The sequence below is a fragment of the Owenweeksia hongkongensis DSM 17368 genome (assembly GCF_000236705.1).
In the GTDB taxonomy this organism is placed as follows: Bacteria; Bacteroidota; Bacteroidia; order Flavobacteriales; family Schleiferiaceae; genus Owenweeksia; species Owenweeksia hongkongensis.
Genome location: NC_016599.1, coordinates 2768212 through 2794839, shown reverse-complemented (window position 1 = coordinate 2794839; position 26628 = coordinate 2768212). Strand labels below are relative to the sequence as shown.

Here is a 26628-nt window from a genome sequence, read left to right as displayed (position 1 = left end):
AACTGCAACCAACAACACCTATACGCAATGCTCTTCGGGACACTGCGCATAGCCAAATCGTTCAATGAAAAAACCTAAAGAAAACCCATCTCGCACTTGGCTTGACACGCTTGGCTTTATCTTCTTAGGTGATACTTTTGGCCTTAGCTATAACTTTTCCTTTGCGTTAGGCATAGTTTTGCTTTTTCTAGGATTAACTTTAGCGGTACTTTCAGCTCTTAATCTTAACTTCATAAAAGCGACTTCCGGAGTTCTGCTAATCCTGGTGGGCGTACTGACTTGCCGAAAGGCTTTAAACAAAAGACGAAAACAACAGTAGTAACAATTATCTATACCGTCCACCATGAACAAACCAAAAACTCTTATTTTAATAATACTCGTAGCGTTAAACGCTATTGTCCTATTAGGGCAAGTATGGCCAGAAGGAGCACCCCCATTTGCCAGAACGGTTAATATCGTTTTCTTACTTTTAAGTTTGCTATTCTTTTTGTCGCTTCTTTTCAAAAAAGAAAAAACTAACAAACGCTAAAATCACACACATGAAAATCGTAAGAAATATATTGGCCGTAATTGTAGGCTGGGCCATTGGTAGTGCTGTAAACATGGGTCTCATCAATGCAGGGCATTCAGTATTTCCTTTGGAGGGAGTAGACCCAAGTGATATGGAAGCTTTGGCTGCCGCTATGCCCAATGCCAGTGCGGAGCATTTCCTCTTTCCATTTCTCGCACACGCTTTAGGTACGCTTGTAGGAGCATTAGTTGCAGCTTTGATTGCCTCAACTCACAAAATGAAGTTTGCCTACGCCATTGGAGCTTTGTTCCTTATTGGCGGAATTATGGTCAGCTTTATGATTCCTTCGCCCACCTGGTTTATTGTTTTGGATATTGCCCTCGCCTATATTCCTATGGCCTGGATTGGCGGTAAAATTGGAATGAGTATCAACAAGACCTAAATAACTGCATCCTTTTTGATTTTTTTAAGTTTCGGAATACTGTGCTATGTTTTTTCAAACGGGTTATACAAATTTGAGATAGCTTAAGTCAAACATTCTGAAAACATGAGCAGAAAAATCAACTTTATCGTACTATCAATTTTGGTAGTATTTTGTGCTTTTACGGCCACCGGATATCAAGAACTAAGTACGCAGATAGACAAAGCCGACACGGCATGGATGCTTGTTTCCAGCGCATTTGTGTTATTAATGACTCCCGGTCTCTCCTTCTTTTACGGGGGAATGATCAACAAAAAAAATGTGATTTCAACCATGCTTCAGAGTTTTGTTGCATTGGGTGTGATCAGTGTACTTTGGGTTATCATTGGTTTCAGTTTAGCTTTTGGGGAAAGCCTTGGTGGAATTATTGGTAATCCCTTAACATACCTCAACTTCAAAAATGTAGGTATAGAACCCAACCCCGATTTTGCACCTACCATCCCCTTTCTGCTTTATGCACTTTTTCAACTGAAGTTTGCCATTATTACACCAGCCCTTATCACGGGAAGTTTTGCTGGCCGAATTCGCTTTCGCAGCTACATCCTTTTTATGGTCCTTTTCAGTTTATTAATTTATAGTCCTTTGGCTCATATGACCTGGCACCCGGAAGGACTTTTTAGAAAATGGGGAGTTCTGGATTTTGCAGGCGGAACTGTCGTTCATATGTCTGCTGGTTTTGCTGCTCTTGCAGGAGCTATTTATCTAGGCAAACGAAAGATAGAAATCGGGGAACATGCAAATGTTCCTCATGTAATACTCGGTACTGGCCTATTGTGGTTTGGTTGGTTTGGTTTCAACGCAGGGTCTGCACTTGGCGTGAATGGAGATGCTGTAATAGCTTTTGCAAATACCAACATTGCCTCCGCCACCGCTATGATTACGTGGTTATTTTACGAAAGAATGCTTGGTCGGAAAATGTCCGCGATTGGTGCCTGTATTGGCGCAGTAGTGGGCTTAGTGGCAATTACCCCTGCCGCTGGATTTGTAAATATTGGCCAATCCGTACTTATTGGTTTTATTGCTTCAATCATTTCTAATTGGATGATTCACCTTCAGCATAAATCTGGAATTGATGATACGCTTGATGTTTTCCCGAGCCACGGCATTGGTGGTATTGTGGGAATGCTACTAACAGGAATTTTGGCTTCTAAGGTGGGCTTAATTTATGGTGAAACCACTACTTTTTATGCACACCTTATTGCCCTGCTAATCACCGCCATATTCACTTTTGGTGGAAGCTATATTCTATTTAAAGTAGTTGATATCCTTTTAAGGATGCGCGTTCGCCCCGACCAAGAAGAAAGAGGCTTAGACCTAAGCCAACATGGCGAACAACTGGAATAATCACTTCACCACCCTAGCCAAAAAATCTTCTTTGTAAGCTCTCCCAATTGGAGCTGTAAATCCTTCTGAAAGGAACACTTGATTGCCGGCTATCTTCTCAATTTTTGAAGCATTTATAAGATAGGATTTGTGTACCCGAATAAAGTTGTAGCCCGCAAGCTTTTGCTCCCAATTTTGTAAAGTTTCGGGGCTTAGCAGTTTTTTAGTTGCCAGATTTACTTCGGTATAGTCCATGTCCGACTGAATGAAAATCACATCCTCACTATTCACTTTGATGTATTCATAACCCGATTTAATATAAAAATCATGGCTCTCGTCTGCAGCTGATGCAATTTGGACAGAAACCGAATTTACTTTAGCCACAGCTTTCAAAAAACGCTCAAAAGAGAAGGGTTTTACCAAATAATCTACAACTCCCATTTCATAGCTCTGCACTGCATAATCAGAAAATGCCGTGGTAAAAATCACAGCTGGTGGATGTGCGAGAGTTTTTAGAAAATCCATACCCGAAATCTTGGGCAAGTGAATGTCAAGGAAGATCAAATCCACTTTTTCTTTGGCCAAAAACTCAACGGCCGGAATCGCGCTATTGAAGGTGCCTTTTAGCGAAAGCGTCCCAATATCAGCAATGTATTTTTTGAGTACGCGCTGGGCTGGAGCTTGATCTTCTATGATGATACAATCCATGCTAAACCGGTCTTTTTAAATCCATAATCAACTTCACGGTATACAATTCTCCGTCAGTGTTTATATCCAATTGATATGCATCAGGATACAAAATATTCAAACGTTTCCTTACGTTTTCGAGTCCAATGCCCTTTGAAAGGTCTTCTGTATTGGATTCCTCTGAAAAGCTGTTTACGCATGTAAAAATCAACTTCCCATTTTCATCAACCTCAAGAGCAATTTTTATTTTGATATCATCACTTACACTGGAAAGGCTGTGTTTAAAAGCATTTTCAACAAACACCGAAAGAATAAGCGGTGCTACCTGAAATCCATCAGCTTTAAGATTCGCGCTGAACTCTACCTCCCCTCGCTCCTCTAGTTGAAGCCTGCTTAGGTTTACAAAATTTCCAAGCTGCTCTACTTCCTTTTGTAGAGGAACAAACTTCGCCTTGCATTCGTAAAGCATGTATCGCAGCAAGCCCGAAAGCTCCAGAATGATATCAGGTGTTTTGGGTGAGCTTTCCAGTGCGTAAGAGTAAAGATTGTTCAGGTTGTTAAACAGAAAGTGTGGGTTAATTTGCGACTTCAAATACTGAAGCTCACTTTCCTTTACAGCACTTTGAAGCTGCTCCACTTGTCGCTGTTTTGTAAGGGCATCCCAGGCAAACTTAAAACCCGTTAAAATTGTGATAATTGGCATTACCGTAAGTAATGTAAATGCAAAGCCCGGAAAGCGACTACCCCTAGTTTCAGGGTAATATATCTGTTCTATAATTCCTTCTTCAATAAAGATAACCACACCGATCAATGCAGCCACCAAAAGAGTAAAAAGCAAATATTTTTTTAGGTATAGAAATTTAGGCAAGAGCCAATAATTAATAACATATGCCGCCAATGCATAATTCAAAAAGAACATCACTTTTGGCTCATCAATTTGAATTGACACCTGCCCTTTGCTGCGCTCTGAAGCGTAAAAAACAAACGTCATCACAAGCAGCAGAATCTGGAAAATCAGCTCCCACCGGTTAGGTTTTGATAAAATTTGCTTTTTCGTCATTCAACAAATGTAGCTACAAAGGTGTGGCTGCAAAAAACGATCTGGCGAACGACAGTTTTAAACCTTCATTCGGCAAGTAAACGCATCTGATTATGCTTACCATAAATGGCCAGCTTATTGATAAGGGACGCGTAAATAAATTCTTACTGTTGTTTAAGGTGGTGAATATGCCGTTGGCCCTAAAAAATTTTGGGCCTCTATATATTCTTTACTCCTTTGCACTGTTTTTAAAAATTAACAACCAATGCCTCTGTTACAGAAATACACATTAGCTGCAACACTATTGATTTTCAGTGTTTTTGTTTTACCTGCTCAAAACAATATCAGCATCACGGGTACCGTGGTGGATGCTACTGATGGATCTCCAATTCCCTATGCCACTGCTGTGGCAATTTCTAATTCAGATCAAAAAGTAATCAATGGCTCTACCACCGATGATGATGGAGAGTTTAGCTTGAATAGCACCTCTACAGACATTAGCATTGAAATCAGCTTTATTGGTTATACAAAAAAGACTATTAAGGACTTTACAATAAGAAATGGCTCTGTAATCTTAGGAAAAATCAAACTTTCTCAAAACTCAGAAAGCTTGGATGAAGTATCGGTTACAGCCGAAAAATCAAGCATGGAATTTAAGCTTGACAAAAGGGTTTTTAATGTTGGTCAGGACATCAGCTCCTCTGGTATGGGCGCACTGGATGTATTAAATAACGTACCCTCAGTAAATGTAGATATTGAAGGAGCCATAAGCTTGCGCGGAAACACGGGCGTGCAAATTTTGATAAATGGCAAACCCTCAGTATTGGCTGATGAGCAAAGCAATGCCCTAGGTACGCTTACCGCTGATATGATTGAAAGCATTGAGGTAATCACCAACCCATCAGCAAAATACGAAGCTGAAGGAACATCGGGAATCATCAACATTATCCTGAAAAAGGAAGAGAAAAAAGGCTTCAACGGATCGGCCAGCATAAACACCGGTGTACCACATAATCACAGTGTTGGAGTGAGCCTAAATCAGCGTACCGAGAATTTTAATTTTTTCACACAATTTGGCGCAGGATACCGCTCCCTTCCACGCTATAGCGAAAGCATAAACCGAAACCTTGTAGATAGCACCATGGTGGAAAGTGACGGTGTGAGCTATCGCAATGAAAACTTTTACAACATTACTCTGGGTGCTGACTATTACATAAATGATTTGAACACTATCACCTTGTCGGGAAATTTTGCCTACGAAATAGAAACTCCGGATGGTGAAACTCACTTTGATCTTTATGACAGCATTGGTCAATTATATTCAAGCTATGACAGAATAGAGACCACTGAGGCTACCAATCCAAAGTACCAATACGACTTGCAATACAAGAAGCAGTTTAAAAATGATGAAGATCACACCCTACTATTCAGCACATTGGGAAGGTTTTTTGGAAAGGATCAATCCTCTGAATTTATAAACGAATATAGTTTTGGACCAGAGTACACCGCCAATCAACAAACGGAAACTGATTTTTATCAAGCCGATTACACATTTAAGCTAGATTACACTAACCCAATTACGGATGCTATTACGCTTGAAGTAGGTTCTCAATATCAAATAAATGACGTAGGGAATGATTATGCTGTTTACGACCAGGTAGGTACAGCATGGGTTTTAGACTCAAATCTTACCAATAATTTTGAATACAACCAAAAAGTACTTGGAGTATATGGTACAGGATCTTACGAAGGTAAAAAGTGGGGTGTGAAAGTTGGTCTTCGAGTGGAGAATACTGATCTAAATACCTTGCTCACCAACACTAATGAATCCAATACCCAGAACTATACGGACTTCTTCCCCACCCTGCATACCTCGTATAAAATATCTCAACGATTTTCCCTGCAGGCAGGATATTCCAGACGAATTTTTAGACCAAGATTATGGGATTTGAATCCATTCTTCAATATTCAGAACAACTTTAATGTACGCACAGGTAACCCTGATTTGCTACCAGAATATGCAGACAGCTATGAGCTAACGGGAGTTTTCATATTTGAAAAAGCCTCACTTACCAGTAGCGTTTATCACCTTTACACCACTGATGTGGTAGAACGTGTTTCATTTTTTGCCAATAATGTAAATGTAACCACCCCAGTAAATGTGGGTACTAATAATAAAACTGGGGTTGAACTAACCGGAAAGTACACTCCTTTAGATTGGCTTAGCATTAACGGGGATTTTAATTACGGTTTTTTTGTGCGCCAAGGCGAGTTTGAAAACCAAAACTTCGACTTTAATGGAGACCAGTGGTCGGTTAAGTTTACCACAAAGTTTAAGCTTCCCGCAGGTTTTGATTTAGAGATTTCACCAAATTACCGATCAAGGTATAAAACGGTGCAGGGCGAGGTTTCAGGATTTGCATTTGCAGATGCAGGCATTCGCAAAAAGCTATGGAAAGGTAAAGCCGTGATCAATCTTGCTGTTCGCGACATTTTTGCCTCGCGCATCCGCGAAAGTATAGTAGATCAGCCAACTTACTACGTATATGATTTTGGCAAGAGAGGTCGTTTTGTAACCCTTGGTTTTAGCTACAGCTTTGGCAAAGGTGAGGCTATGAGTTACTCAGGTGGCAGAAGACGTTAATATTCAACTAACACCCACCAATTCTAAATCATTACCTTTACCAGATATAAAAATTATTATGAGTAACGGGACAGTAAAGTTTTTCAATGATGCCAAAGGCTTCGGGTTTATTACACCAGATGACGGAGGCAAAGATGTATTTGTACACGCAAACAATTTGACAGAAGAAATTAGAGAAGGAGATAAAGTATCCTACGAAGTTGAAGAAAGTCAAAAAGGACTAAATGCAGTAAACGTTAGCGTTTCTTAATTGGCACTTTAGCTTATTAGCATTACAAGGAGCATATCTTAACGGATATGCTTTTTTTGTTTACACCAAAAAGTAAAATCCTTAGTTACCCAGTTTTATCCTTCAGAGCACAAAAACATACTACTTGGTATTTTTTATATCTTTGCTGAATGCAACAGGAGCAAAAATCTGAACTTACCAGGCAAACTATTCTCAATGAGTCGTTTAAACTGTTCTATGAAAAAGGTTTTAAAACCACCAGTGTGGATAAGATAATGAAGGCTACCAATCTTTCTAAGGGAGCTTTTTATCATCATTATAAAAATAAGCGGGAGCTTGGCCTTGCCGTAATAAGCCTAAAGGTGCAAAAGAGGGTTTTTGATGGAATGATTACTCCTTTGTACAAATCAGGTGATGCGGTTGACATTTTGAAAAGCACTTTTTTAGATCGCCTAAAGTCCTTCCCTATTTATGATAAACAGCATGGTTGCCCCATGAATAATTTTATAAATGAGATTGGCGACATGGAAATTGCCTATCAAGCAGCGCTGAAAAAAATCATTGAAGAATGGAAAGCAGCACTAATTCAATTGATAGAAAGGGGAAAGTCTGAGGGCTCAATAAAATCTAATGTACATAGCCAAGCTGCTGCAGTATACCTCATCAGCGCTTTTGAAGGAATACGTGGAATACGCAAGCTTTACGATGACGATTTGATTCTTGACGAATATATTTCTGGCCTCTCATTATACCTTGATCAAATAAAAAAATAATTTTTTTTAACCCAAAACATACTACTTGGTATGTTTTATGCAATGCCAATAATTATGGAAGAAAACACAAATAACAGACGGTCTTTTATTAAAAAAACCGCCCTTGCAGGACTTGCCGGAGTAGCAATGCCACACTTAGGTTTTTCAGCTGATAGCGAAACTCGAGCAAACGGATTGGACACATCCGTTCGGCCAAAGGTTTTATTCTTTGATGTGAATGAAACATTGCTTGACCTTACTGCTATGAAGCAAAGCGTAGGAGATGTTTTAGGAAACAGGAGCGACCTTTTACCATTATGGTTTACTACAATGCTTCAGTACTCATTGGTAAGTACAGTCGGCAGACAGTACCAGGATTTTGGAATTATTGGAGCTGCAGCCTTACAAATGGTGGCTAAAAACCATGACATTACGCTTACCGAAACTCAAGCTCGCGAAGCCATTCTCGGTCCCATTCGATCTCTACCTGCCCATCCAGAAGTAAAAGAATCATTGACCCGATTAAAAAATGCGGGATATAAGCTGGTATCTTTTACCAACTCTTCCAACAAGGGCGTTCAAACTCAATTTGAAAATGCAGGCTTGATTGAGTTTTTTGATGAACGATTGAGTATTGAAGACATAGGGAAGTTTAAACCACACACCGATGCCTACGATTGGGCAGCACGAAAAATGGATGTTAATCCAAATGAATGCCTGTTGATAGCCGCGCACGGTTGGGATATTGCCGGAGCACTTTGGGCCAATTGGCGAGGGGCTTTTGTAAGTCGACCTGGAGCTCAGCTATATCCCTTGGCACCAAATCCAGAAATATCTGAACCCAATCTGAAGTTAATAGCCGATAAATTAATAGCTCTCAAATAATGTCTGCGCCTATGCGAAACATCTTGAATACCACTATTAATATCATAGCCAGTGGATTAATGATATTTTTTGCAGTCCCCAAATTATTGGCCAAGCCGCAAAGTGTTGCAGGGTTTGAGCAATTTGAAAAAGCAATTTACCTCAACGCTGATTTCTTCAGGATTTTCACGGGTGTGTCAGAGCTGGCTCTGGCTATTTTACTACTTGCTTTCACCTTTACTAAAAACAACACTTTTGGTAAACTTGGCTACTCTTTTTTACTAATCACCATGGTGACAGCTCTAGGTTTGGAGTTTTTTGCGCGACCTGAACCAAAGATGCTTTTAGTGCTAATAGCTATTTTTTTAGCTCTTGCCTCGGTTTATAGATTAAAAACAATTATCAACACCCAAACATCATAATATGACACTCGATAAAAAAGTAGCCATCGTAACAGGATCGTCAAAAGGAATAGGAAGAGAAGTGGCCATACAGTTAGCCAAAAAAGGAGTATCGGTAGTGGTAAACCATTCTAATAGCGAAGCAGAAGCTAAGGAAACTCTTGACACAATCAAGAGCTATGGCGGAACTGCCATTGCCGTAAAGGCTGATGTGAGCAAAAGAGATGAAGTGAGCCAACTATTTGACAAAGCTCTGGAGCACTTTGGTAAAGTTGATGTATTGGTAAACAATGCCGGAATAATGATTTCCAAAGAGCTAAAAGACAATACGCAAGACGACTTCAGTCGCCAATTTGATGTGAATGTGAGAGGAACGTTTAACACTTTACAAGAAGCACACAGTAAACTGTCTGACAATGGAAACATCATCAACTTTTCATCCAGCACCGCTAAGTTGATGTTTCCAACTTACTCATTATACTCAGCCACCAAGGCAGCAGTAGAACAAATAACTCGGGTGTTTTCTAAAGAAGTAGGTCGTGGTATTTCAGTTAATGCCATTGCCCCTGGCGCCACCGAGACCGAATTATTTATGGAAGGAAAATCTGAAGAAACCATTGCGAAATTAAGTTCTATGAATGCTTTCAACAGACTAGCCCAACCCATCGATATTGCAAACGTGGTTGTCTTTTTGGCAAGCGATGAATCAAAATGGATTTCGGGGCAAGTGGTTGGTGCAAATGGAGCATTAGTTTAGTTAGCCTTCATATCCTCAACAGCCTCACATTATTCGATACATCCAGCCTTTTCTTAAAAAATTGGACATACACTTAAACCTTTGCTAAAAGTGTTCGTCAAAAACATCCACAGGGCAATATTCTAGATGCAGGGATACTTATAAACTTTTTTTATCTCTCATAGCAAATCCTTAGTTGCATATGCAACCAAAGGCTTTAGTTTTGCCGCAAATTCGAACTGAATGGAAAATGAATGTACATCAGATATTGGTGAGTATGGTATTATGCCCACTTTAGGTAAAACCCTAAAGCATGTAGATATCTACATCAATGCACAACTGAAAAAAGCTGGTATTGACTTAACCAAAAAGCAACTACTTGTGCTTAAGGCACTCACACGAAGAGGTCCTTTACCACAAAACGATCTGGCCTTTATCACGGAGCGTGATAAAGCTTCTTTAGCACGATTTGTCAATACCTTGGAAAAGAAAAATTTGGTAGCAAGAATTCCTTCACCAAGTGATAAAAGAATAAACATAGTACACCTTACAAAGCAAGGAAAAAAGCTATTTCAGAATACGGAACCTTTCTTTAAAAAGCTAGTGTTGCAAGTGCAGCAAAACATCTCAGAGTCTGAATTAGCACAAGCTGCGAACACATTGTCCAAAATCAAGCAAAACATAGAAAACCTAAAAAACAGTTGCACTGGCAACTAACTCGAATATGAAAAGAAAAATCATCATCATTGCCGCTAGTGCATTAATCCTCTTTGGTGGGTTTACCGTTTCCAACATTCTTAAAGAAAGTAAAAAGGCGCCTGTAAAAAAGAAGACCAACAACACCACAACTGTGTTTGTAGAAACGGTAAAAAATACAACATTGCCCATACAGCTAACCACCACCGGAAGCTTAGAAGCAAAAAACAGGGTAGAGATTTATGCCGAAGTTCAAGGTGTGATGACTTCGCCTGTAGGAAGTTTTAAAGAAGGTTCGAGCTACAAAAAAGGCAGCACGCTGGTTTCTATAGAATCTGATGTGTACAGCGCTGGCTTGATGTCTCAAAAAAGTAGCCTTCAAAACTTGGTAACTTCTGCATTGGCCGATATTCGATTGGATTATCCAAAAGCGTTTAAAAAATGGAATGACTTTCTTTCGCAAATAGACATTACTAAACCTTTGCCACAATTGCCAGAAGCAGAGTCGGACAAAGAAAAAATGTTTATCACAGGCCGCAACATTTACTCTACCTATTACAATGTGCGCAACATGGAGTTGACCTTGGCCAAGTATAACATTGCTGCACCTTTTGATGGCGTATTGGTAGAAGCTTTGGTTACGCCCGGATCGCTTATCCGCACCGGACAAAAACTCGGCACGTTTATACAGCCCACCATTTATGAGATTGAAGCTCCTGTGAGCTCGAGCATGATAAGCTTTTTGAAAATTGGTCAGAAAGTAGCTGTAACGCCCACCTCCAAAAACAACCAGGAGTGGGAGGGCGAGATTACGCGCATCAACCGATTGGTGAACAGCGAAACCCAAACTACAAACGTATTTATTCAGCTAAAAGGCGAAGGCCTGGAAGAAGGCATGTTTGTGAAAACAAACATCATGGCTACCGAAATGGAAAATGCCTACGAGCTTAGCCGCAGTGTAATTTTTGATACCGACCAAGTGTTTGTGGTGCAAGATTCTCTTTTAGCGCAAAAAACGATAGAACCCATTTACTACAACGAAAAAACAGTGGTGGTTAGAGGTTTAGAAGATGGCGAACAGACCCTTACTAAATTGCCATCAGGTGCCTATTCAGGAATGAAAGTAGGTATTTACACGCCACAATAACGGTGATTTCTGTGTTGCCCAATTCGTCCAATTTTTCATAAATCACTAGTTATACAATGAAGTCGATTATATCACATTTTATAAAATTTCCGGTGGCTGTAAATGTCATTATCCTTGGGGTAGTGATACTTGGCGCCTTCGGTATGCTGTCGTTGCGCTCTAGCTTCTTTCCATTACAAGATTCGAAGTTTATAGATATAACCATTTCGTATCCCGGTGCTTCGCCACAAGAGATGGAAGAAGGCGTGGTGCTAAAAATTGAAGACAATCTCCGCGGTATTGTGGGGATTGACCGCTTTACTTCGGCATCTTCAGAAAACACAGCCAGCATTTCTGTGGAAGCTGTAAAAGGTTACGATATTGATATTTTGTTGGCCGATGTAAAAAACGCGGTAGACAAAGTGCCTTCATTTCCGGCAGAAATGGAGCCGCCTGTAGTGGCCAAAAACGAAAACCTAAATGTGGCCATTGAGCTACAACTGAGCGGGAAGGACGTGCCACTTCAAACGCTAAAAACCATTAGTCGTGAGGTAGAAAACGATTTGCGCAGCATAGAAGGAATTTCGCAATTAACCATTACGGGTTACCCTGACGAAGAAATTATTGTCTCGGTAAACGAGGAGATTTTACGCACCTACAACTTAACCTTTAACGATGTGGCTGCTGCGGTTGCGAGTAACAATATTCTAGTAACCGGTGGAGCCATTAAAACCGAAGATGAAGAATACCTGATTCGCGTAAGCAACCGCGCCTATTACGGCAAGGAGCTCAACAATATTATTTTAAAAACAGAAGAAAATGGCGCCATCATACGCTTGCAAGATGTAGCCTTAACCGAAGATACATGGTCTGAAACGCCTGACCGTGGTTATTACAACAGCAAGTCGGCCATATCTTTTACCATAAGCACCACTAACAACGAAGATTTAATTGAAGCCGCAGAAAATGCCACGCTTTATGCCGAAAGTTTTAACGAGAAGTACAACAACATTCAGCTGGATGTAACCAACGACCGTTCGCAAGTAATTGTAGAGCGCACCGCGCTTTTGCTTGAAAATGGTGTGCAGGGAATTGCCTTAGTACTGTTTTTCTTGTCCTTGTTTTTACGTCCGCGATTGGCTGCTTGGGTGGCTTTCGGTATCCCGATTTCCTTTTTAGGAATGTTTATGGTGGCTTCGTATTTCGACATTACCATCAACGTGCTTTCATTGTTCGGAATGATTATCGTGATTGGTATTTTGGTAGATGACGGAATTGTAATTGCCGAGAATATTTTTCACCATTACGAAAAGGGAAAAAGCCGTGTACAAGCAGCCATTGATGGAACCATGGAGGTTTTGCCTGCCATTGTTTCGGCTATTTTAACCACCTTGGTTGCGTTTTCTACCTTCTTTTATTTAGACGGACGCTTAGGCGAATTCTTTGGTGAAGTAGCCATTGTGGTAATTCTTACCTTATCGTTTTCGCTCTTCGAAGCCTTGGTTATTTTACCCGCTCACGTAGCGCATTCAAAGGCGCTTTCGCACGACCAAAAAACGTATTGGTTCAACGAAAAAGCGACTAACTTTTTAAATTTCCTGCGCGATAAATTATACAGCCCAGTATTGCATTTCTTTATGGAATACAAAATTCTTGGGTTTTCCATTCTCATCGCCTTGTTTGTAATGACCACAGGTGCCATTGGTGGCGGAATAATTCGTACCACATTTTTCCCAGTAATTGCCTCCGACCAAGTAAATGTAACCTTGCAAATGCCGCAGGGAATCAATCCGGTGGTAACAGATTCTATTATTACAGAAATAGAAAAAGTGGCCATGGTGGTAAACGAAGAATACACCGCCAAGCAAGAAGGGAACAAACAAGTGATTCAGAGCATCATCAAGCGTATTGGGCCCGGTACGGCTAACGCCTCATTAAAAATAAACTTGCTTCCGGGTGAAGAACGCAACTTTACCGCTGCCGAAATTGCCAACTCTTTGGCTTTAGCTGCAGGGGAATATCCATCGGCCGAAAGTTTGGTGTTTGATGCAGGTTCTGGCTTTGGAGGAAAACCGGTTTCGGTTTCTTTACTCGGTTACAATATCGAAGAGCTGAAAGCCGCCAAAATAGAGCTAAAAGAAAAATTGAAAGAAAACGTGTTGCTGCGTGACATCAGCGACAACGACCCTGCAGGAATTAATGAAATTAACGTAGAGTTAAAGGACAAAGCTTACTTGCTAGGTTTTACCCTAAACGATGTAATTAGCCAAGTGCGTGCTGGTTTCAACGGTTTGCAAGTGCAGCGTTTTCAGCGTGGCCAAGATGAGATCATTGTGTGGGTGCGCTACGATGTAGAAGGCCGTTCATCCATTTTGAATTTGGACAACATGCGCATTGTAAATGCCAAAGGAGACCGTGTGCCGCTTAACGAAATTGCCACTTATCACATTGCGCGTGGCGAAATCACCATCAACCACTTGGACGGAAAACGCGAGATAAAAGTGGAGGCCGATTTAAAAGATCCGAAGGAGAGCTCAACGGATATCATCACAGATATTCAGCAAAACATTATGCCAGAAATCCTTTCAAAGTATCCATCGGTTTCTACTTCGTACGAGGGACAAAATCGCGAAGCTGCCAAAACAACGGCCTCTGCCAGCAAGGTTTTCCCTATTATCATCTTTTTGATTTTGATAATTATCGCCTTCACTTTCCGCTCGTACTTACAGCCCATTATACTACTGGTTATGATTCCATTTACCCTGATTGGCGTAGCCTGGGGTCACTGGTTTCACGATTTTCCTATCAACATGCTTTCGCTACTGGGCATCATTGCCCTTATCGGAATCGTGGTAAATGATGGATTGGTACTCATCAGTAAATTCAACAGCTACCTGCAGGAAGGTTTGTCTTTTGACAATGCCCTACTGGAAGCGGGAAAATCAAGGTTCCGTGCCATCTTCTTGACTTCGGTCACCACCATTGCCGGACTATCGCCACTTATTTTAGAAAAGAGTAGACAAGCGCAGTTTTTAATTCCGATGGCCATCGCCATTGCCTATGGAATTGCCATTGCTACGGTGCTGACGCTAATTATGTTGCCGATGCTTTTATCGGTGGGCAACGCACTAAAAGTGTACACCCTCTGGCTTTGGGAAGGCAAAAAACCGAGTCAAGAATCGGTAGAGCCAGCCGTAGAAGAAATGCTTGAAAATGAAGAATCAACTCACCCTGCCTAAAATCATGAGCATGAAAAAAGAAATTAGCATAATAAAACAAGGCCCCAACTTGGGTGTGAAAATATGGGCTGTGGCTGCATTCATAACAGTTGGCACAGCGCTTAGCGCGCAAGAAATGCTGACCCGCGAAGCAGCTCTGGGGTTAACTTTAGAACACAATTACGACATACGCGTTGCTGAAAAAAATGTAGAAGCAGCCGACAATAGCCAAAGCCTTTTAAACAGCGGATATCTACCATCAGTTGTTGCCAACGGAAACGCAGGCATTTCAGGCTATCAAGGGCAAAACCAAACTGTAAATGGCGACATTAATTTTGACCCTACTGAAGCCTACAATTATAATGCTTCTGTGGGACTTAACTATGTGTTGTTTAATGGATTTGGGCGCAGGTACAACTACCAGCAACTCAAAGAAAACTATAACATCACCGAGCTACAAGCCCGGCAAATTATTGAAAATACCGTTTTAGAATTAGCTACTTCATATTTTGAATTAGCACAGCTAACAGAGAGTGTTAATATTTTGCGCAATGCTTTGGACATTTCAAGTACACGTTTGAAGCGTGCGGAATACAGCTTTGAGTATGGTCAATCCACCCAAATAGATTTGCTAAATGCACAGGTGGATGTGAATAATGATAGCATAAGCCTGCTAAATACCACCCAGCAATTAGAAAATGCACAGCGCAATTTAAACCTGATTATGGGTCGTGATATTGAAACAGATTTTGCAGTAGATACCAACGTAACCTTTGCCCTGCCTATAAATAAGGAAGATTTGATTGCTCTCTCTTATGAACGCAACGTTCAAATTGAGCAAACCAACAGCCAGTTGCGCAACAGCGAGTTTGCACTAAAAGCCAGCCAATCAGGGTGGTTTCCTGCGCTTTCGCTAAATGCAGGGTATGATTATGCTGGCAGTCAAAACCCGGCAGGAGCCTTCGTTACCGGAAACTATAACTACGGTCCACAAGCAGGTTTATCATTAACCTGGAACCTTTTTGATGGAGGAACCACTCGTGTAAATAGCCAAAATGCACGCATCGAAATAGAACGCCAGGAGATTTTAAAAGAGCAAACCGAACTCTCGATAAAGCGAGATGTGCTAAATGCATACGCCTCTTACCAAAATGCATTGTTTGTGTTTAATGCCGAAAAAGCCAATTTAAAAACCTCACAGAAAAACTTCGACCGCAGTGATGATTTGTACAAGCAAGGGCAAATCACCTCGATAGAGTTTAGACAAGCACAGCTCAATTTGCGTAACGCTCAAAACAATTACAGCATTGCAAAATACAACGCCAAGTTTGAAGAGCTTAAGCTAAAACAGTTGGCTGGAATTCTCCTGGACGACTAAATTCACAATCCATATAAAACTTAAGACCCGAAAACCTAAAAAGGCTTCGGGTCTTTTTTTATGATATAGTGCCTATACCTTTCCTTGCTATTTTTTAGTTAACCTGAGATTGCGCTATGCTGACTTGCGCTCAAGACTGTTTTCCCATTACCCAGCAACCCAGCAATTCTGATCGCTATGCTTTAACTTTTCTAAATTCCCATTTCTTTCCATAATTTAATAGCAACTTGAGCGCGTGAAAATTTTAGTAATAGAAGACGAGCAGCAGCTTTTGCAAAACATCAAGCTTTCGCTGGAAAAGGAGAACTTTTTGATAGAAACCGCTTCAGATTATGACAGCGCTATCGAAAAAGTTTTCTTGTATGATTACGACTGCATTCTGCTTGACATTATGCTTCCCAATGGCAGCGGGCTCAACATTCTAAAAGAACTAAAAAAGCAAGATAAAAGTGGAAATGTGATTATCATTTCTGCAAAAGACTCATTGGATGACAAACTTGCCGGGCTAGAGCTTGGAGCAGATGACTACCTCACCAAACCTTTTCACCTGGCCGAACTAAATGCTAGAGTAAAGGCTATTCTCCGCAGAAAAAACCTCAGTGGAAAAAACACAATCGAATTGGCAAATGTGGAGCTTGACTTAACAGAACGCCAGTTTGTGGTAAACGGAAAAGAGGTAACATTAAACCGAAAGGAGTTTGACACACTCAACTACTTTTTGCTCAATAAAAATAGGCTGGTAACCAAAGTAGCTCTGGCTGAGCACGTGTGGGGCGACAATACCGATCAAGCTGACAATCTGGACTTTGTGTATTATCAAATCAAGAACCTGAGGAAAAAGCTACAGGAAGCAGCGGCCGAAATTGAGATTGAGTCTGTATATGGAGTGGGCTATAAATTGGTGGAAAAATGAAGCTAGTCAATCAATCTTTAAAGTATCTATCCATTTCTATACTGCTGATTGTGGCGGTGTGGGCTTCGGTTTTTTACATCAATATGCTTCATGAAATAAAGGGAAGCATTGATGAAGGCTTGGAAAACTACAAGCGGCTGATCATTCTTAATACTCAAAAGGATTCTACTATTCTCACCAAAACCTATTTTGACGAAAGCTTTTTTACCATAAAGGAAATTGAAAAAGAGCACGCACTCTCGATAAAAGACAGATACATCGATACGCTGATATACATGCAGGATGCCGATGACGAAGAACTGGAAGCCGAGCCTGTTCGCATGCTTAGCACGGCTTTTGAAAACAATGGCCGCTTTTATGAATTAAAGATTGCCAACTCCATGGTAGAGGAAGATGACCTCATTAAAACGCTCCTTTGGGATATTGTATGGCTATACATCATCCTCATCGCCAGCATTATTCTCATCAATAATATAGTGCTCAAAAAACTCTGGAAGCCCTTCTACAACTTTTTGCAACAGCTAAAAAATTACCGATTGGGCAATACCCCAAATTTGCCGCATGTACAAACTAAAACCAAAGAGTTTACAGATTTGCAGGAAGCAGTAAACACACTTTTAGAAAGAACAATTGCCACCTATGAGCAGCAAAAGGAATTTATAGGAAACGCCTCTCACGAGCTGCAAACGCCTTTGGCCATTGCCATAAATAAGTTGGAGCTCTTGCTCGAAAAAGGAGATTTGCAAGACAGCCAGGCTGAAAGTGTGGCTGAAGTTTTCCAAATCATTGAGCGCCTGATCAGACTAAACAAATCGCTGCTGCTGCTTTCTAAAATAGACAACAAGCAGTTTTTTGACAATCAAAGTATTTCCATCAATGAATTAGTACAGCAAAATGTTTCTGATTTAGGAGAGTTTGCAGACTATAAAAATATTGACATTTCCGTTTCTGAAAAGCATCAGCTTACGGTCCATATGGATGCTTCTCTTGCCAATATTGTAGTTTCTAATTTGCTGAAAAACGCGCTCTTTCATAATATGGAAGGAGGATCTGTACAGATAGATTTATTGGAGCATTTGCTAAAAATCAGCAATACAGGTAAAGCACAATCGCTGGATGCCAAAACCATTTTTAACCGCTTTCAGAAATCAGATTCAGAAACCACAGGAACAGGTTTGGGATTGGCCATTGTAAAGGCAATTCTGGATTTGCAAGATTTTACGCTGCAGTACAGTTTTGAAAATAATCTCCATTGCTTTGAAATAAATTTCAGGAAGCCCTAACCATTCCCAATTCTTTCCCAATTCACTCCTTTGCTTTGTGGTATAAATTAAAAATTATATCAAATGAAAAAGCAAATCTTTTTAATCGCAGCACTCGCCACTTTTGGCTACACACAAGCTCAGGACATTCCTCAAAGCCAAGTACCATCCGTGGTTCTTAGCAGTTTCAACACCAGTTTTCCTAAAGCTCAGGATGTAGAATGGGAAATGGAAAACGGACTTTACAATGTAGACTTTGAAATGGGCTGGAATGTAGATCATGATGTGTGGTACAATGCCACCGGAGAGATGGTAAAACATAAAGAAGATGTTTCCCCAAAAGACTTACCGGCCAGTGTTAGCAAAACCATCAAAGATCAATTTGGCGATTATTCTATTGATGATTTGGAGCGCATTACCGAAGGAAAGGATGTGGTGTACAAAATGGAGTTTGAATCGCTGATGGGCCAGGATTGGAAAGTGGTGATGGACGCCAATGGAAAAGTGCTTAGCCAAATAGCTGACTAAAAATGATGGGAAGAATAACAAAATTTTTGCTGTTCGCCCTATGTATAGGAATCACCCATAACACATGCCTTGCCCAATTTTCCCCACCGGGATTGGGCAAGGTAAATACCGCTGAATGGTTTGCCATAGGCCTAAAACAAAATCTAAATGCTAAGAAAATGGTAAACTCTGCCACATTTTTCGGTTTAGGCCGAAGCAGCACACCTTATGATTATAACCCTTGGGACAGAGCGGCCATCTATGTGGTAAATCAGGAAATAAAACACCGCTTTGCCAAAAACTGGGTATACGCAGGCGCGCTCAGCTATCGCTGGCAAAATCAATACACCGCCAAAGATCCTTATGTGCTTGACTCCCCCGGTGGCCGCCAGGAAGTGCGCACCTATGGAAAAATATCCTACTTGCTTGACTTCGAAAAAATAGACTTATCAATAACCTATCGTCCGGAATTACGCTTATTCTTCAACCCTGACTTTAGCCCTCATGAAGAAACAACCCAGCTTCGCTCCAGACTAAAAGCGAAATTGAGCTTTATACTAAACTCAGCTAAAACGCAAAAAATAATTGCGAGCATGGAGCACCTCGTTTCATCTACCAAAACCGATGACTGGAGCCAATGGCGATATAAGGAAACCCGCTTTTGCATGTACTTTTCTGTTGCTTTACCCAAGCAAAAAGTGGTACTAAATATTGGCTACATGAACGATATGGTCGGCTCTCCCATCACCAATGATGGCCACTACTTCGCTTTTGATATCACCATCAAAAACCCGTTCGGGAAATAACATTTCGGTTTCTTCAAATTGTATATTGCGAAAGGCTTTATAGATAAGCCTAGACAAATAATTATATCGTGGATATAAGCAATATGTTGCTTAGCCATTAGTTGTGCCCAGTTTGTAAAATGACCGAATCTAAAGTTAAATATACGGAAGAAGAAATTCTTGAAATCTTCAAGGAACAACACCGACTTTGTAGCCCACTTGATCCAGAAGCTGATCTCTGGGCGGAAATTACGGGTGAAATGACAGTTCGTGAGTGGAGATCTGCCAACGACTTACTGGGATGGAAAAAGTTGAGCGAATTTTTGAATCAAGAATTTAGAGTTCAGATAAGTCAAGAAGAATGGCAAAACGTTTTAGAACCTGCAAGGACAAGAAAACTTAGTGAAGTTTGCCGACTTCTTACAGAATACGCTGAGAAAGACACCTACGAACCAAAGACTCTATTTGGTAAACCGTGCATAAAGGCAGGAGTATTCCTAACAATCAAAAAGAATCTTAAGGACAAAGGAGTAGATGTATCTGAACTTCGACCTTCTTCTTCATTGACAGCGTATATGGACAATTATTTCTCGTCTGTAATAGAAGAAATCACGCTGACAGGAACAAAACCCATTGACAAAATCGAAACTCGAAGGAAGAAAAGAGGATTTTGGAATGCGATTAATATTTTCGACTCTAACAGATACGAAACACTGACTGGCGACATCAAGACATTCCGTGATTTGACAGAGAAAATAATTGAAGAAAAAAATAAAAACTAACCACAACCACACATATAACTTATGGCGGGGTGAATGGCTGCCAGCAAGGTTTTCACTCCTTAGCCAGCTTTGCTGTCGGTGGACAGAAAAGTGTTTCAAAACTACCACAACCCCATATTCAAACCGTTAGTTCAAGCACCAGCATACCTAGTTTAAAGAATGGATGTATTACAATACATAAAGAAACAGTACAGTCACTTCAACCTTACAGAACATGAACTATCAACTTTAGGTAAGCACATTACAGTTACCCATTATAAGCGAAATGATTTCTTTTTAAGAGAAGATAATGCCAGTCTTAAAATGGGCTTATTAATTTCCGGAACCGCCTATTCATACAAAATGAATGACAACGGAGAGGAAGTGGTTGACAGCTTTTTTTATCCAGATCAACAAGAAATCCTATTTGACTACAAAAGCTATTTTAAAGGTACGAGCTCAAATCTCAACATTAAATTTCAAGAAGAAGCTGTAGTGTCTTTCTTCTATATTCAGGATATCAAAACCCTGTATGATGACTTCCCTCGTTTTTTACAGTTTGAATTATTAATCATTCAACAAGAGTTTCTATATGCCATACATAGAAATGAAATACTGCATGCAAACACTGCTGAAGAAAAAATAAAACTACTCCAGGAACAGATGCCCAAAGTTTTTGAATTGTTTCCTTATGTTCAAATCGCATCCTATTTAGGCATACATAGGAATACCTTCAGGCGCGTTTTCTCAAAACACTAGTGGTCTTTTGCACCATATGGTGCGTTTTTCTTGATTAAGTCATCCTACCTTTATATCAGAAATTCCTGCTGTAACTGGTTTTACAGTGAGATTTCTTCTAAATAAAATTTAACCCATAAAATTATATAGTATGAGTCAGTTAGAAAATAAAGTAGCATTGGTAACAGGAGCTGGATCTGGAATAGGAAAAGCTGTAGCAACTTTGTATGCTAAAGAAGGCGCCAAAGTAATTGTAAATGACATTAACCCAGAAAACGGACAACTCGTTGTTGATCAAATAAAATCTGAAGGAGGAGAAGCTTTTTTTATTGGAGGCGATGTTTCTAAAGAGGAAGATGTTCAAAATTTGATTAAAAACACAGTAGCGAAATATGGCCAATTAGATATTGCTTGTAACAATGCTGGAATTGGGGGAGAACAGAATTTAACCGGTCAATATTCAGTAGATTCTTGGAATAAAGTAGTCGCTATTAATTTGAATGGCGTGTTTTTAAACTGCAAGTATCAGCTGGAACAGATGGAGAAAAATGGCGGAGGTGTTATTGTTAATATGGCTTCTATCCACGGAATGGCTGCTGCACCAATGTCGTCTGCATATACCACTACCAAACATGCAGTGGTGGGTTTAACAAAAAACATAGGTGTAGAATATGCACAAAAAAACATTCGTTGTAATGCTGTAGGACCAGGATACATTGATACTCCTCTATTAAGTATGGCCAGCCCTGAAATGCTGGAAGCCCTAAAAGCGAAACACCCCATGAATAGATTAGGTAAAGCTGAGGAAGTAGCAGAACTTGTTTTATTCTTAAGTTCTGAAAAATCGTCTTTTATAACAGGTGGCTATTATCTTATTGATGGTGGATATACAGCTGTTTAATAAAATGCATTCGTATCAAGGTTAACTTTTCGAGACAATAACCTTCGGTAATTCATTAAAAAATAAAGGAGCGATCAGAAGTGAGTTTTTGATCGCTCTTTTTTCTTTTTAGCCTTTGGCAGTGGCTGCAAAAACATCCATCCAAGTTTTTCCCAAAGCGCAAATAGACTTTTGCACTAAATGGTGCGCTAGCCAAGCCTTATGACACTATACCTTTGTATTAGAGTTAATTACTCAATAAAATATGAATAATTAAAATAGCATGCGATGAATATAGATATTGAAAAGAAAGTCAATAAAGAGCTTTTAAACGAGTTGCTTTCTAATAAAAAAGGAGACGTTTCAGATGTCATTAGAATTTATGATCAACTAGAGCCTGTAAGTTTGGATTTTATGAAAGGGCGCTGGAAAGGTTATGAAATTGAAACAGGCCATTCTCTAGACGGAATGTTGGTTCCTTCTGGCTGGTACGGAAAAGTATTTGTTTCTCCTGAAGAGGTACACCCTTTAGTTTTCTTTGCCAAAAACAAGACTCAATTATACGCTGTAAACCCGAAGAATCTTCCGATGGACATTGCTGTTCCGAAAAATAAAGTTTTAGGAATCTTAATGTCATTGGCCAGACCATTTGTGCAAACAAAAAAATCTGGCGCCAGACTAAGAATGATTGAATACAGAGGAAAAGCAACAGCAACAATGGCATATGATGCAAAACCAATAAATGACCATTTTGTGAAAATTGATGAGAATACGGTTTTAGGACTGATGGATAAAAAAGGTGATTCTCCCAATTTCCCTTATGCCTTTGTTTTGGAGCGAGACGATCAAACCAACTTTAACCTAAACTTTTAACGTATTTAGTATGGATTTTAAAGACAAAGTAGTCCTTATCTCTGGTGGAGCAAGCGGTATGGGTCAACTACACGCCACTCAAATGGCTCAGCAAGGTGCCCGAGTTGCCATCTTAGATGTAAACAAAGAAGGTTTGGAAGAAACTGCTGCTCGATCAAAAAACATTCACACCTATTATTGTGATGTAACCAATATTGATTTGGTAAGAGAAGTCATTCGCAAAGTCATTGCTGATTTAGGCCCTATTGATCGTTTATTTAATTGCGCTGCAATAATGCCAGCTGGATTATTGAAAGATTTAAGTGCAGAGCATATTAATAGGCTGATGCTTATCAACTATACCGGAATGGTGAATATCTGCCAAACGGTAGTGCCTGCTATGCTAAAAAGGAATAGTGGTGATGTAATTATTTATGGTTCTACTGCAGGCATGCTGGTTACACCAAAGTTTGGTGCTTACGGAGCTACTAAAAGTGCCAATAACTTTTACACTAAAGTGCTAATAGAGGAAAACAAAAAGTCCAAAGTCAGAATCCTACTTGTTTGCCCACCGGCTGTAAACACACCGCTATTAAAACAAGCTGAAGAAACAGATCAGCCCGATATATTTAACACGGCTTTCTTTAAAAAATATCTAACCTCTTCGCCCGAAGATGTAGTAAACGCAGTAGAGAAGAGTATTAAAAGAGGTAAGAAAGTGTGCTATCCTGGCTCGGCTAAATTCACATCATTCTTAAATAGGTTTATGTAAGCGGATTTTAATTAGGCACCAGTCCTTCAGTTGTTGGAATAGTTACTTTCGTTTGGGGCACTCTTTGATTGGAATGGAAATCAAAATGCACTCTTTCTTTTTGACAAATAATCTTGCTAGCTAAAACATTAATCGTAATATTGCAATGAATTAATGAATCAAAAATGGGATTAGCTAAAACGGAGATGTTTACAGATGAGCAAAACAAAGTTTCTTTGTTCGCCAAGGTATTCGGGCATCCGGCCAGAGTAGCCATCTTGCAGCACTTGTTTAAAATAAACAGCTGCGTATGTGGTGATTTGGTAAACGAAATCGGGCTAGCACAGCCCACTATTTCGCAACACCTTAAGGAACTAAAAAACTTAGGTCTGATAAAGGGAAATGTAGAAGGAACGAGCGTTTGCTATTGTATAGATTCTGAAAATTGGACAGCCATGAAAAGTGTTATGTCCCAGTTTTTAGATCAAGACGTTTCTAAAACAAGTTGCTGCTAAAAAAATTTGAATTCAATAATCGTATAATCGCAATAAACAAATAATAAGATGAAGTTATCAGAGGTAAAAAACAAGCTTAATCAATTAGAAACCATCTCTTTTCAATTGCCAAATGGAGAGTTGGTACCAAGCCATTTTCACGTAACGGAAGTGGGGAAAATCACTAAGCACTTTATTGATTGTGGCGGAACCGTTCGCAATGAAGAAGTGGTGAACTTTCAGCTTTGGAACGCAAATGACTATGACCACAGATTGCACCCAGAGAAGCTTGTGAGCATTATTGAGCTTTCGGAAAAAGCACTTGGAATTGGTGATTTAGAAATTGAAGTAGAATACCAAGGTGACACCATCGGCAAATTCGGTCTCGACTTTGACGGAACCCACTTCTTATTGACCACCAAACAAACGGATTGCCTAGCAAAAGACCAATGTGGTATTCCTGCTGAGAAACCAAAAAAGCAACTTTCAGAAATACAAGCTGCCAATAGCTGCACACCTGGAGGTGGTTGCTGCTAATCTCAAAAGTACAGGGTTATGAAAATCGTTTTGTTTAGTGACATTCACGCCAACCTACCGGGATTGGAGGCTTTTTTTGAAGATATCGACAAAAGGGAATACGATGCTATTTATTGCCTTGGCGACTTGGTGAGCTACAACATTTGGCCAAACGAGGTAATTGACGAAATCCGCAAAAGGAGAATACCCACTATTGCCGGCAATCATGATTTTTACATTAGTAGAAAAAGCAAAGATTCTAGCCCTGTACTAAATGCCGATGGCCAGATGACCAATGGCGCCATTTCAGCAGCTTTTACTGTGGATGCACTTTCCGATAAAAACCGCACGTATCTGCGTACACTTCCAGCTCACATAAAAGTTGAGTTTCAGCTTAATGATGATCGCTTGAATTTGCTGTTGGTACACGGTAGTCCCATAGATATAAGTGAATATCTACTGGAGGACAAAGACGAGCAAAGCATGATCCGGATGATGGAAGATGCCGATGCAGACATTCTTTGTTTTGGACATACCCACAAGCCCTATCATAGAATTTTGAATTCCGGGGATGAGGAAAATCCATATTTCAGGCATGCTGTAAATCTGGGCTCAGTGGGTAAACCCAAGGACAATGATACTCGGGGCAGCTATGTCATTTTGGAGATTGACGAAAACGCTTCCATCACAAGTAAGAATAGCGTTTCGGTAGAAATAGTAAAATTTATATACGACATTGAGAAAGCTGCCAAGGCGGTAGAAAACAGTATTCTGCCCAACAGCTTTGCCGAAAACCTAAGGAACGGGTATTAGAATAAGAATGGCTTAGAGGTTCATATTTGTACCTTGCCCGTAAATGTCCCTCCAATTAGGAACATGTTGTATATAGAATTACAAACCGCCAGCACGCGATATAAACCACGATACCAATCCCCTCTCTAAATACAAATACTCCCTTACCAGAAATCTTAAATGTACTCTTCGACAAGAGTTCATTTGAGGTTTCTGCGTTTGCAAACGAACCCGAAAGCAAGGAATATGATGCTTGCAGATTTAAGCTCAATGGGCAAAGCATAGTTTACCGAAGTGCTAAAGTAACCCCAAAGAAAGCCGGGCAATTTGTTACCTTTTGGAAACGAAATATTGAAGGTATTACTGAGCCTTTGCATGAAAATGACCCTTTTGATTTTTACATTATAAGCGTAACCAGCGAAACCAAGCGTGGTCAATTTATAGTCCCAAAATCAATTCTCATTGAAAAAGGAATAGTGGCAACGCACGCCAAAGATGGCAAAAGAGGTTTCCGGGTGTACCCACCTTGGGACGCCCCTACCAGCAAACAAGCCGAAAAAACCCAAAAATGGCAAATCGAGTATTTTGTGGAAATTACTAGTAATCCTAACTTAATGCATGTGCAACAATTATTAAGTATTTAATAAAATTCGACCATTGTATATTGCCAGCGTATTGTTTGCTTTGGAATTTCAGAAGTGAGTAAATAACCCGATAGCAATGACCTTTCATCCACTCCGTAGTTTATTCTGGACTTCTTACCTTAAGATGGTTTCCCTTATCATCTTTGCTTTCCTTTCAAACATTGGACACTCCCAATCATTAAACTGGGATGCCAATAAAAAACTCACGTGGACTGATTTTAAAGCACCTACTAAAAATTGGGACGTTGCTGCTGTAACATATTGCGGAATTTCAATGAGTTCTGTTAAGACACATATTTGGAATGGGAAATCCACCTATAAGGCTTTTGCTGAGTTTCAGTGTGATTCCTCATTTTACTTCCCCGAAAAAGTAGATGACGATGTTTTGGCTCATGAGCAACTACACTTCGATATTGCTGAGTTATATGCCCGAAAACTGAATCTGATACTCTTTGAAGAATCATTTATTACAGCAGCAAAAGCTTCCGAGCTATATGACCAAATATATAAAGAGTACTATGATTATCAAGTGCAGTATGAAGAGGACACTGAGCTAGGAACCAATTACATCAATCAGGAAAAATGGGCTATCAGAATTCAAAAACAACTCATTGAAATAGGAGGTTTAAAAAATTAGTCCATTCTATT

The 26628-nt window shown here is 40.0% G+C and carries 29 protein-coding genes; 27 read left to right on the top strand and 2 right to left on the bottom strand.

The window, feature by feature from the left end:
* Positions 1 to 64 precede the first annotated feature (64 nt).
* The 3 genes from OWEHO_RS18395 (at position 65) to OWEHO_RS12395 (ending at position 2336) form a co-directional block, all read left to right on the top strand.
* A complete protein-coding gene (locus OWEHO_RS18395) occupies positions 65 to 319 on the top strand; it encodes a hypothetical protein (RefSeq protein WP_014202831.1) in 255 nt (84 codons plus the stop codon).
* Between the two features lie 220 nt (positions 320 to 539).
* Positions 540 to 953 (top strand): hypothetical protein, encoded by a 414-nt coding sequence (locus OWEHO_RS12400; protein WP_014202830.1) that lies wholly within the window; start codon positions 540 to 542, stop codon positions 951 to 953.
* 105 nt (positions 954 to 1058) lie between these two features.
* Entirely contained in the window at positions 1059 to 2336 is a 1278-nt protein-coding gene (locus OWEHO_RS12395) for an ammonium transporter (protein ID WP_014202829.1), read from the top strand.
* Here OWEHO_RS12395 and OWEHO_RS12390 read toward each other — a convergent pair whose 3' ends face one another.
* Entirely contained in the window at positions 2337 to 3023 is a 687-nt protein-coding gene (locus tag OWEHO_RS12390; protein ID WP_014202828.1) for a LytR/AlgR family response regulator transcription factor, read from the bottom strand.
* A 1-nt stretch (position 3024) separates the two neighbouring features.
* Positions 3025 to 4062, bottom strand: coding sequence for a sensor histidine kinase (locus OWEHO_RS12385; RefSeq protein ID WP_014202827.1), 1038 nt, complete (start codon positions 4060 to 4062; stop codon positions 3025 to 3027).
* Positions 4063 to 4306: 244 nt separating this feature from the next.
* Between OWEHO_RS12385 and OWEHO_RS12380 the strand changes: the two genes are divergently transcribed.
* The 24 genes from OWEHO_RS12380 to OWEHO_RS17970 all read left to right on the top strand — a co-directional run bounded on the left by OWEHO_RS12380 (position 4307) and on the right by OWEHO_RS17970 (position 26617).
* Positions 4307 to 6685, top strand: a complete 2379-nt coding sequence (locus OWEHO_RS12380; RefSeq protein ID WP_014202825.1) for an outer membrane beta-barrel family protein — start codon at positions 4307 to 4309, stop codon at positions 6683 to 6685.
* Between the two features lie 58 nt (positions 6686 to 6743).
* Positions 6744 to 6935, top strand: a complete 192-nt coding sequence (locus OWEHO_RS12375) for a cold-shock protein (RefSeq protein WP_014202824.1) — start codon at positions 6744 to 6746, stop codon at positions 6933 to 6935.
* Positions 6936 to 7084: 149 nt separating this feature from the next.
* The gene (locus tag OWEHO_RS12370; protein WP_014202823.1) at positions 7085 to 7687 is read left to right on the top strand and encodes a TetR/AcrR family transcriptional regulator; all 603 of its coding nucleotides are present in this window, start codon (positions 7085 to 7087) and stop codon (positions 7685 to 7687) included.
* A gap of 54 nt (positions 7688 to 7741) precedes the next feature.
* Positions 7742 to 8551 (top strand): haloacid dehalogenase type II, encoded by an 810-nt coding sequence (locus OWEHO_RS12365; protein ID WP_041628242.1) that lies wholly within the window; start codon positions 7742 to 7744, stop codon positions 8549 to 8551.
* 11 nt (positions 8552 to 8562) lie between these two features.
* Positions 8563 to 8952, top strand: a complete 390-nt coding sequence (locus OWEHO_RS12360) for a DoxX family protein (protein WP_014202821.1) — start codon at positions 8563 to 8565, stop codon at positions 8950 to 8952.
* 1 nt (position 8953) lies between these two features.
* Complete coding sequence (locus tag OWEHO_RS12355) at positions 8954 to 9688, top strand: SDR family oxidoreductase (RefSeq protein ID WP_014202820.1); 735 nt, start codon at positions 8954 to 8956, stop codon at positions 9686 to 9688.
* A 222-nt stretch (positions 9689 to 9910) separates the two neighbouring features.
* Positions 9911 to 10384 (top strand): MarR family winged helix-turn-helix transcriptional regulator, encoded by a 474-nt coding sequence (locus tag OWEHO_RS12350; protein WP_014202819.1) that lies wholly within the window; start codon positions 9911 to 9913, stop codon positions 10382 to 10384.
* A 7-nt stretch (positions 10385 to 10391) separates the two neighbouring features.
* Positions 10392 to 11510 (top strand): efflux RND transporter periplasmic adaptor subunit, encoded by a 1119-nt coding sequence (locus tag OWEHO_RS12345; RefSeq protein ID WP_014202818.1) that lies wholly within the window; start codon positions 10392 to 10394, stop codon positions 11508 to 11510.
* Between the two features lie 56 nt (positions 11511 to 11566).
* The gene (locus OWEHO_RS12340) at positions 11567 to 14728 is read left to right on the top strand and encodes an efflux RND transporter permease subunit (protein ID WP_014202817.1); all 3162 of its coding nucleotides are present in this window, start codon (positions 11567 to 11569) and stop codon (positions 14726 to 14728) included.
* A gap of 10 nt (positions 14729 to 14738) precedes the next feature.
* Entirely contained in the window at positions 14739 to 16085 is a 1347-nt protein-coding gene (locus tag OWEHO_RS12335) for a TolC family protein (RefSeq protein WP_014202816.1), read from the top strand.
* A 235-nt stretch (positions 16086 to 16320) separates the two neighbouring features.
* Complete coding sequence (locus tag OWEHO_RS12330) at positions 16321 to 16998, top strand: response regulator transcription factor (RefSeq protein WP_014202815.1); 678 nt, start codon at positions 16321 to 16323, stop codon at positions 16996 to 16998.
* Positions 16995 to 18281, top strand: coding sequence for a sensor histidine kinase (locus tag OWEHO_RS12325; protein ID WP_014202814.1), 1287 nt, complete (start codon positions 16995 to 16997; stop codon positions 18279 to 18281). The genes OWEHO_RS12330 and OWEHO_RS12325 overlap by 4 nt, the downstream gene beginning before the upstream one ends.
* Positions 18282 to 18344: 63 nt before the next feature.
* Positions 18345 to 18788, top strand: a complete 444-nt coding sequence (locus OWEHO_RS12320; protein ID WP_014202813.1) for a PepSY-like domain-containing protein — start codon at positions 18345 to 18347, stop codon at positions 18786 to 18788.
* A gap of 92 nt (positions 18789 to 18880) precedes the next feature.
* Positions 18881 to 19573 carry a DUF2490 domain-containing protein gene (locus OWEHO_RS12315; protein WP_223252688.1) on the top strand — a complete coding sequence of 231 codons (693 nt, stop codon included), beginning with the start codon at positions 18881 to 18883 and terminating at the stop codon, positions 19571 to 19573.
* 119 nt (positions 19574 to 19692) lie between these two features.
* A complete protein-coding gene (locus tag OWEHO_RS12310) occupies positions 19693 to 20334 on the top strand; it encodes a hypothetical protein (RefSeq protein ID WP_014202811.1) in 642 nt (213 codons plus the stop codon).
* Positions 20335 to 20493: 159 nt separating this feature from the next.
* On the top strand, positions 20494 to 21072 hold the full coding sequence (locus OWEHO_RS12305; RefSeq protein WP_014202810.1) for a Crp/Fnr family transcriptional regulator: 579 nt from the start codon (positions 20494 to 20496) through the stop codon (positions 21070 to 21072).
* 130 nt (positions 21073 to 21202) lie between these two features.
* Positions 21203 to 21952: an SDR family NAD(P)-dependent oxidoreductase gene (locus OWEHO_RS12300; protein WP_014202809.1), complete on the top strand. Its 750-nt coding sequence runs from the start codon at positions 21203 to 21205 to the stop codon at positions 21950 to 21952.
* A gap of 267 nt (positions 21953 to 22219) precedes the next feature.
* Positions 22220 to 22804, top strand: coding sequence for a DUF4334 domain-containing protein (locus OWEHO_RS12295; protein WP_014202808.1), 585 nt, complete (start codon positions 22220 to 22222; stop codon positions 22802 to 22804).
* A gap of 10 nt (positions 22805 to 22814) precedes the next feature.
* The gene (locus tag OWEHO_RS12290) at positions 22815 to 23555 is read left to right on the top strand and encodes an SDR family NAD(P)-dependent oxidoreductase (RefSeq protein WP_014202807.1); all 741 of its coding nucleotides are present in this window, start codon (positions 22815 to 22817) and stop codon (positions 23553 to 23555) included.
* Between the two features lie 164 nt (positions 23556 to 23719).
* A complete protein-coding gene (locus OWEHO_RS12285) occupies positions 23720 to 24049 on the top strand; it encodes an ArsR/SmtB family transcription factor (RefSeq protein WP_014202806.1) in 330 nt (109 codons plus the stop codon).
* Positions 24050 to 24097: 48 nt separating this feature from the next.
* Positions 24098 to 24565: a DUF6428 family protein gene (locus OWEHO_RS12280; protein ID WP_014202805.1), complete on the top strand. Its 468-nt coding sequence runs from the start codon at positions 24098 to 24100 to the stop codon at positions 24563 to 24565.
* 18 nt (positions 24566 to 24583) lie between these two features.
* On the top strand, positions 24584 to 25357 hold the full coding sequence (locus tag OWEHO_RS12275) for a metallophosphoesterase family protein (RefSeq protein WP_014202804.1): 774 nt from the start codon (positions 24584 to 24586) through the stop codon (positions 25355 to 25357).
* Between the two features lie 110 nt (positions 25358 to 25467).
* On the top strand, positions 25468 to 25980 hold the full coding sequence (locus tag OWEHO_RS12270; RefSeq protein ID WP_316928306.1) for a MepB family protein: 513 nt from the start codon (positions 25468 to 25470) through the stop codon (positions 25978 to 25980).
* Positions 25981 to 26056: 76 nt separating this feature from the next.
* A complete protein-coding gene (locus OWEHO_RS17970) occupies positions 26057 to 26617 on the top strand; it encodes a hypothetical protein (RefSeq protein WP_014202802.1) in 561 nt (186 codons plus the stop codon).
* The last annotated feature ends 11 nt before the right edge of the window (positions 26618 to 26628 follow it).

Excerpts from the sequence above, each read along its gene's own strand:
- OWEHO_RS12275 (WP_014202804.1), top strand. The coding sequence starts at position 24,584 with ATGAAAATCGTTTTGTTTAGTGACATTCACGCCAACCTACCGGGATTG.
- OWEHO_RS12385 (WP_014202827.1), bottom strand. The coding sequence starts at position 4,062 with ATGACGAAAAAGCAAATTTTATCAAAACCTAACCGGTGGGAGCTGATT.
- OWEHO_RS12400 (WP_014202830.1), top strand. The coding sequence starts at position 540 with ATGAAAATCGTAAGAAATATATTGGCCGTAATTGTAGGCTGGGCCATT.
- OWEHO_RS18395 (WP_014202831.1), top strand. The coding sequence starts at position 65 with ATGAAAAAACCTAAAGAAAACCCATCTCGCACTTGGCTTGACACGCTT.
- OWEHO_RS12390 (WP_014202828.1), bottom strand. The coding sequence starts at position 3,023 with ATGGATTGTATCATCATAGAAGATCAAGCTCCAGCCCAGCGCGTACTC.
- OWEHO_RS12395 (WP_014202829.1), top strand. The coding sequence starts at position 1,059 with ATGAGCAGAAAAATCAACTTTATCGTACTATCAATTTTGGTAGTATTT.
- OWEHO_RS12310 (WP_014202811.1), top strand. The coding sequence starts at position 19,693 with ATGACCGAATCTAAAGTTAAATATACGGAAGAAGAAATTCTTGAAATC.
- OWEHO_RS12280 (WP_014202805.1), top strand. The coding sequence starts at position 24,098 with ATGAAGTTATCAGAGGTAAAAAACAAGCTTAATCAATTAGAAACCATC.
- OWEHO_RS12320 (WP_014202813.1), top strand. The coding sequence starts at position 18,345 with ATGAAAAAGCAAATCTTTTTAATCGCAGCACTCGCCACTTTTGGCTAC.
- OWEHO_RS12325 (WP_014202814.1), top strand. The coding sequence starts at position 16,995 with ATGAAGCTAGTCAATCAATCTTTAAAGTATCTATCCATTTCTATACTG.
- OWEHO_RS12300 (WP_014202809.1), top strand. The coding sequence starts at position 21,203 with ATGAGTCAGTTAGAAAATAAAGTAGCATTGGTAACAGGAGCTGGATCT.
- OWEHO_RS12365 (WP_041628242.1), top strand. The coding sequence starts at position 7,742 with ATGGAAGAAAACACAAATAACAGACGGTCTTTTATTAAAAAAACCGCC.
- OWEHO_RS17970 (WP_014202802.1), top strand. The coding sequence starts at position 26,057 with ATGACCTTTCATCCACTCCGTAGTTTATTCTGGACTTCTTACCTTAAG.
- OWEHO_RS12360 (WP_014202821.1), top strand. The coding sequence starts at position 8,563 with ATGCGAAACATCTTGAATACCACTATTAATATCATAGCCAGTGGATTA.
- OWEHO_RS12350 (WP_014202819.1), top strand. The coding sequence starts at position 9,911 with ATGGAAAATGAATGTACATCAGATATTGGTGAGTATGGTATTATGCCC.
- OWEHO_RS12375 (WP_014202824.1), top strand. The coding sequence starts at position 6,744 with ATGAGTAACGGGACAGTAAAGTTTTTCAATGATGCCAAAGGCTTCGGG.
- OWEHO_RS12355 (WP_014202820.1), top strand. The coding sequence starts at position 8,954 with ATGACACTCGATAAAAAAGTAGCCATCGTAACAGGATCGTCAAAAGGA.
- OWEHO_RS12295 (WP_014202808.1), top strand. The coding sequence starts at position 22,220 with ATGAATATAGATATTGAAAAGAAAGTCAATAAAGAGCTTTTAAACGAG.
- OWEHO_RS12345 (WP_014202818.1), top strand. The coding sequence starts at position 10,392 with ATGAAAAGAAAAATCATCATCATTGCCGCTAGTGCATTAATCCTCTTT.
- OWEHO_RS12285 (WP_014202806.1), top strand. The coding sequence starts at position 23,720 with ATGGGATTAGCTAAAACGGAGATGTTTACAGATGAGCAAAACAAAGTT.
- OWEHO_RS12290 (WP_014202807.1), top strand. The coding sequence starts at position 22,815 with ATGGATTTTAAAGACAAAGTAGTCCTTATCTCTGGTGGAGCAAGCGGT.
- OWEHO_RS12340 (WP_014202817.1), top strand. The coding sequence starts at position 11,567 with ATGAAGTCGATTATATCACATTTTATAAAATTTCCGGTGGCTGTAAAT.
- OWEHO_RS12370 (WP_014202823.1), top strand. The coding sequence starts at position 7,085 with ATGCAACAGGAGCAAAAATCTGAACTTACCAGGCAAACTATTCTCAAT.
- OWEHO_RS12380 (WP_014202825.1), top strand. The coding sequence starts at position 4,307 with ATGCCTCTGTTACAGAAATACACATTAGCTGCAACACTATTGATTTTC.
- OWEHO_RS12305 (WP_014202810.1), top strand. The coding sequence starts at position 20,494 with ATGGATGTATTACAATACATAAAGAAACAGTACAGTCACTTCAACCTT.
- OWEHO_RS12335 (WP_014202816.1), top strand. The coding sequence starts at position 14,739 with ATGAAAAAAGAAATTAGCATAATAAAACAAGGCCCCAACTTGGGTGTG.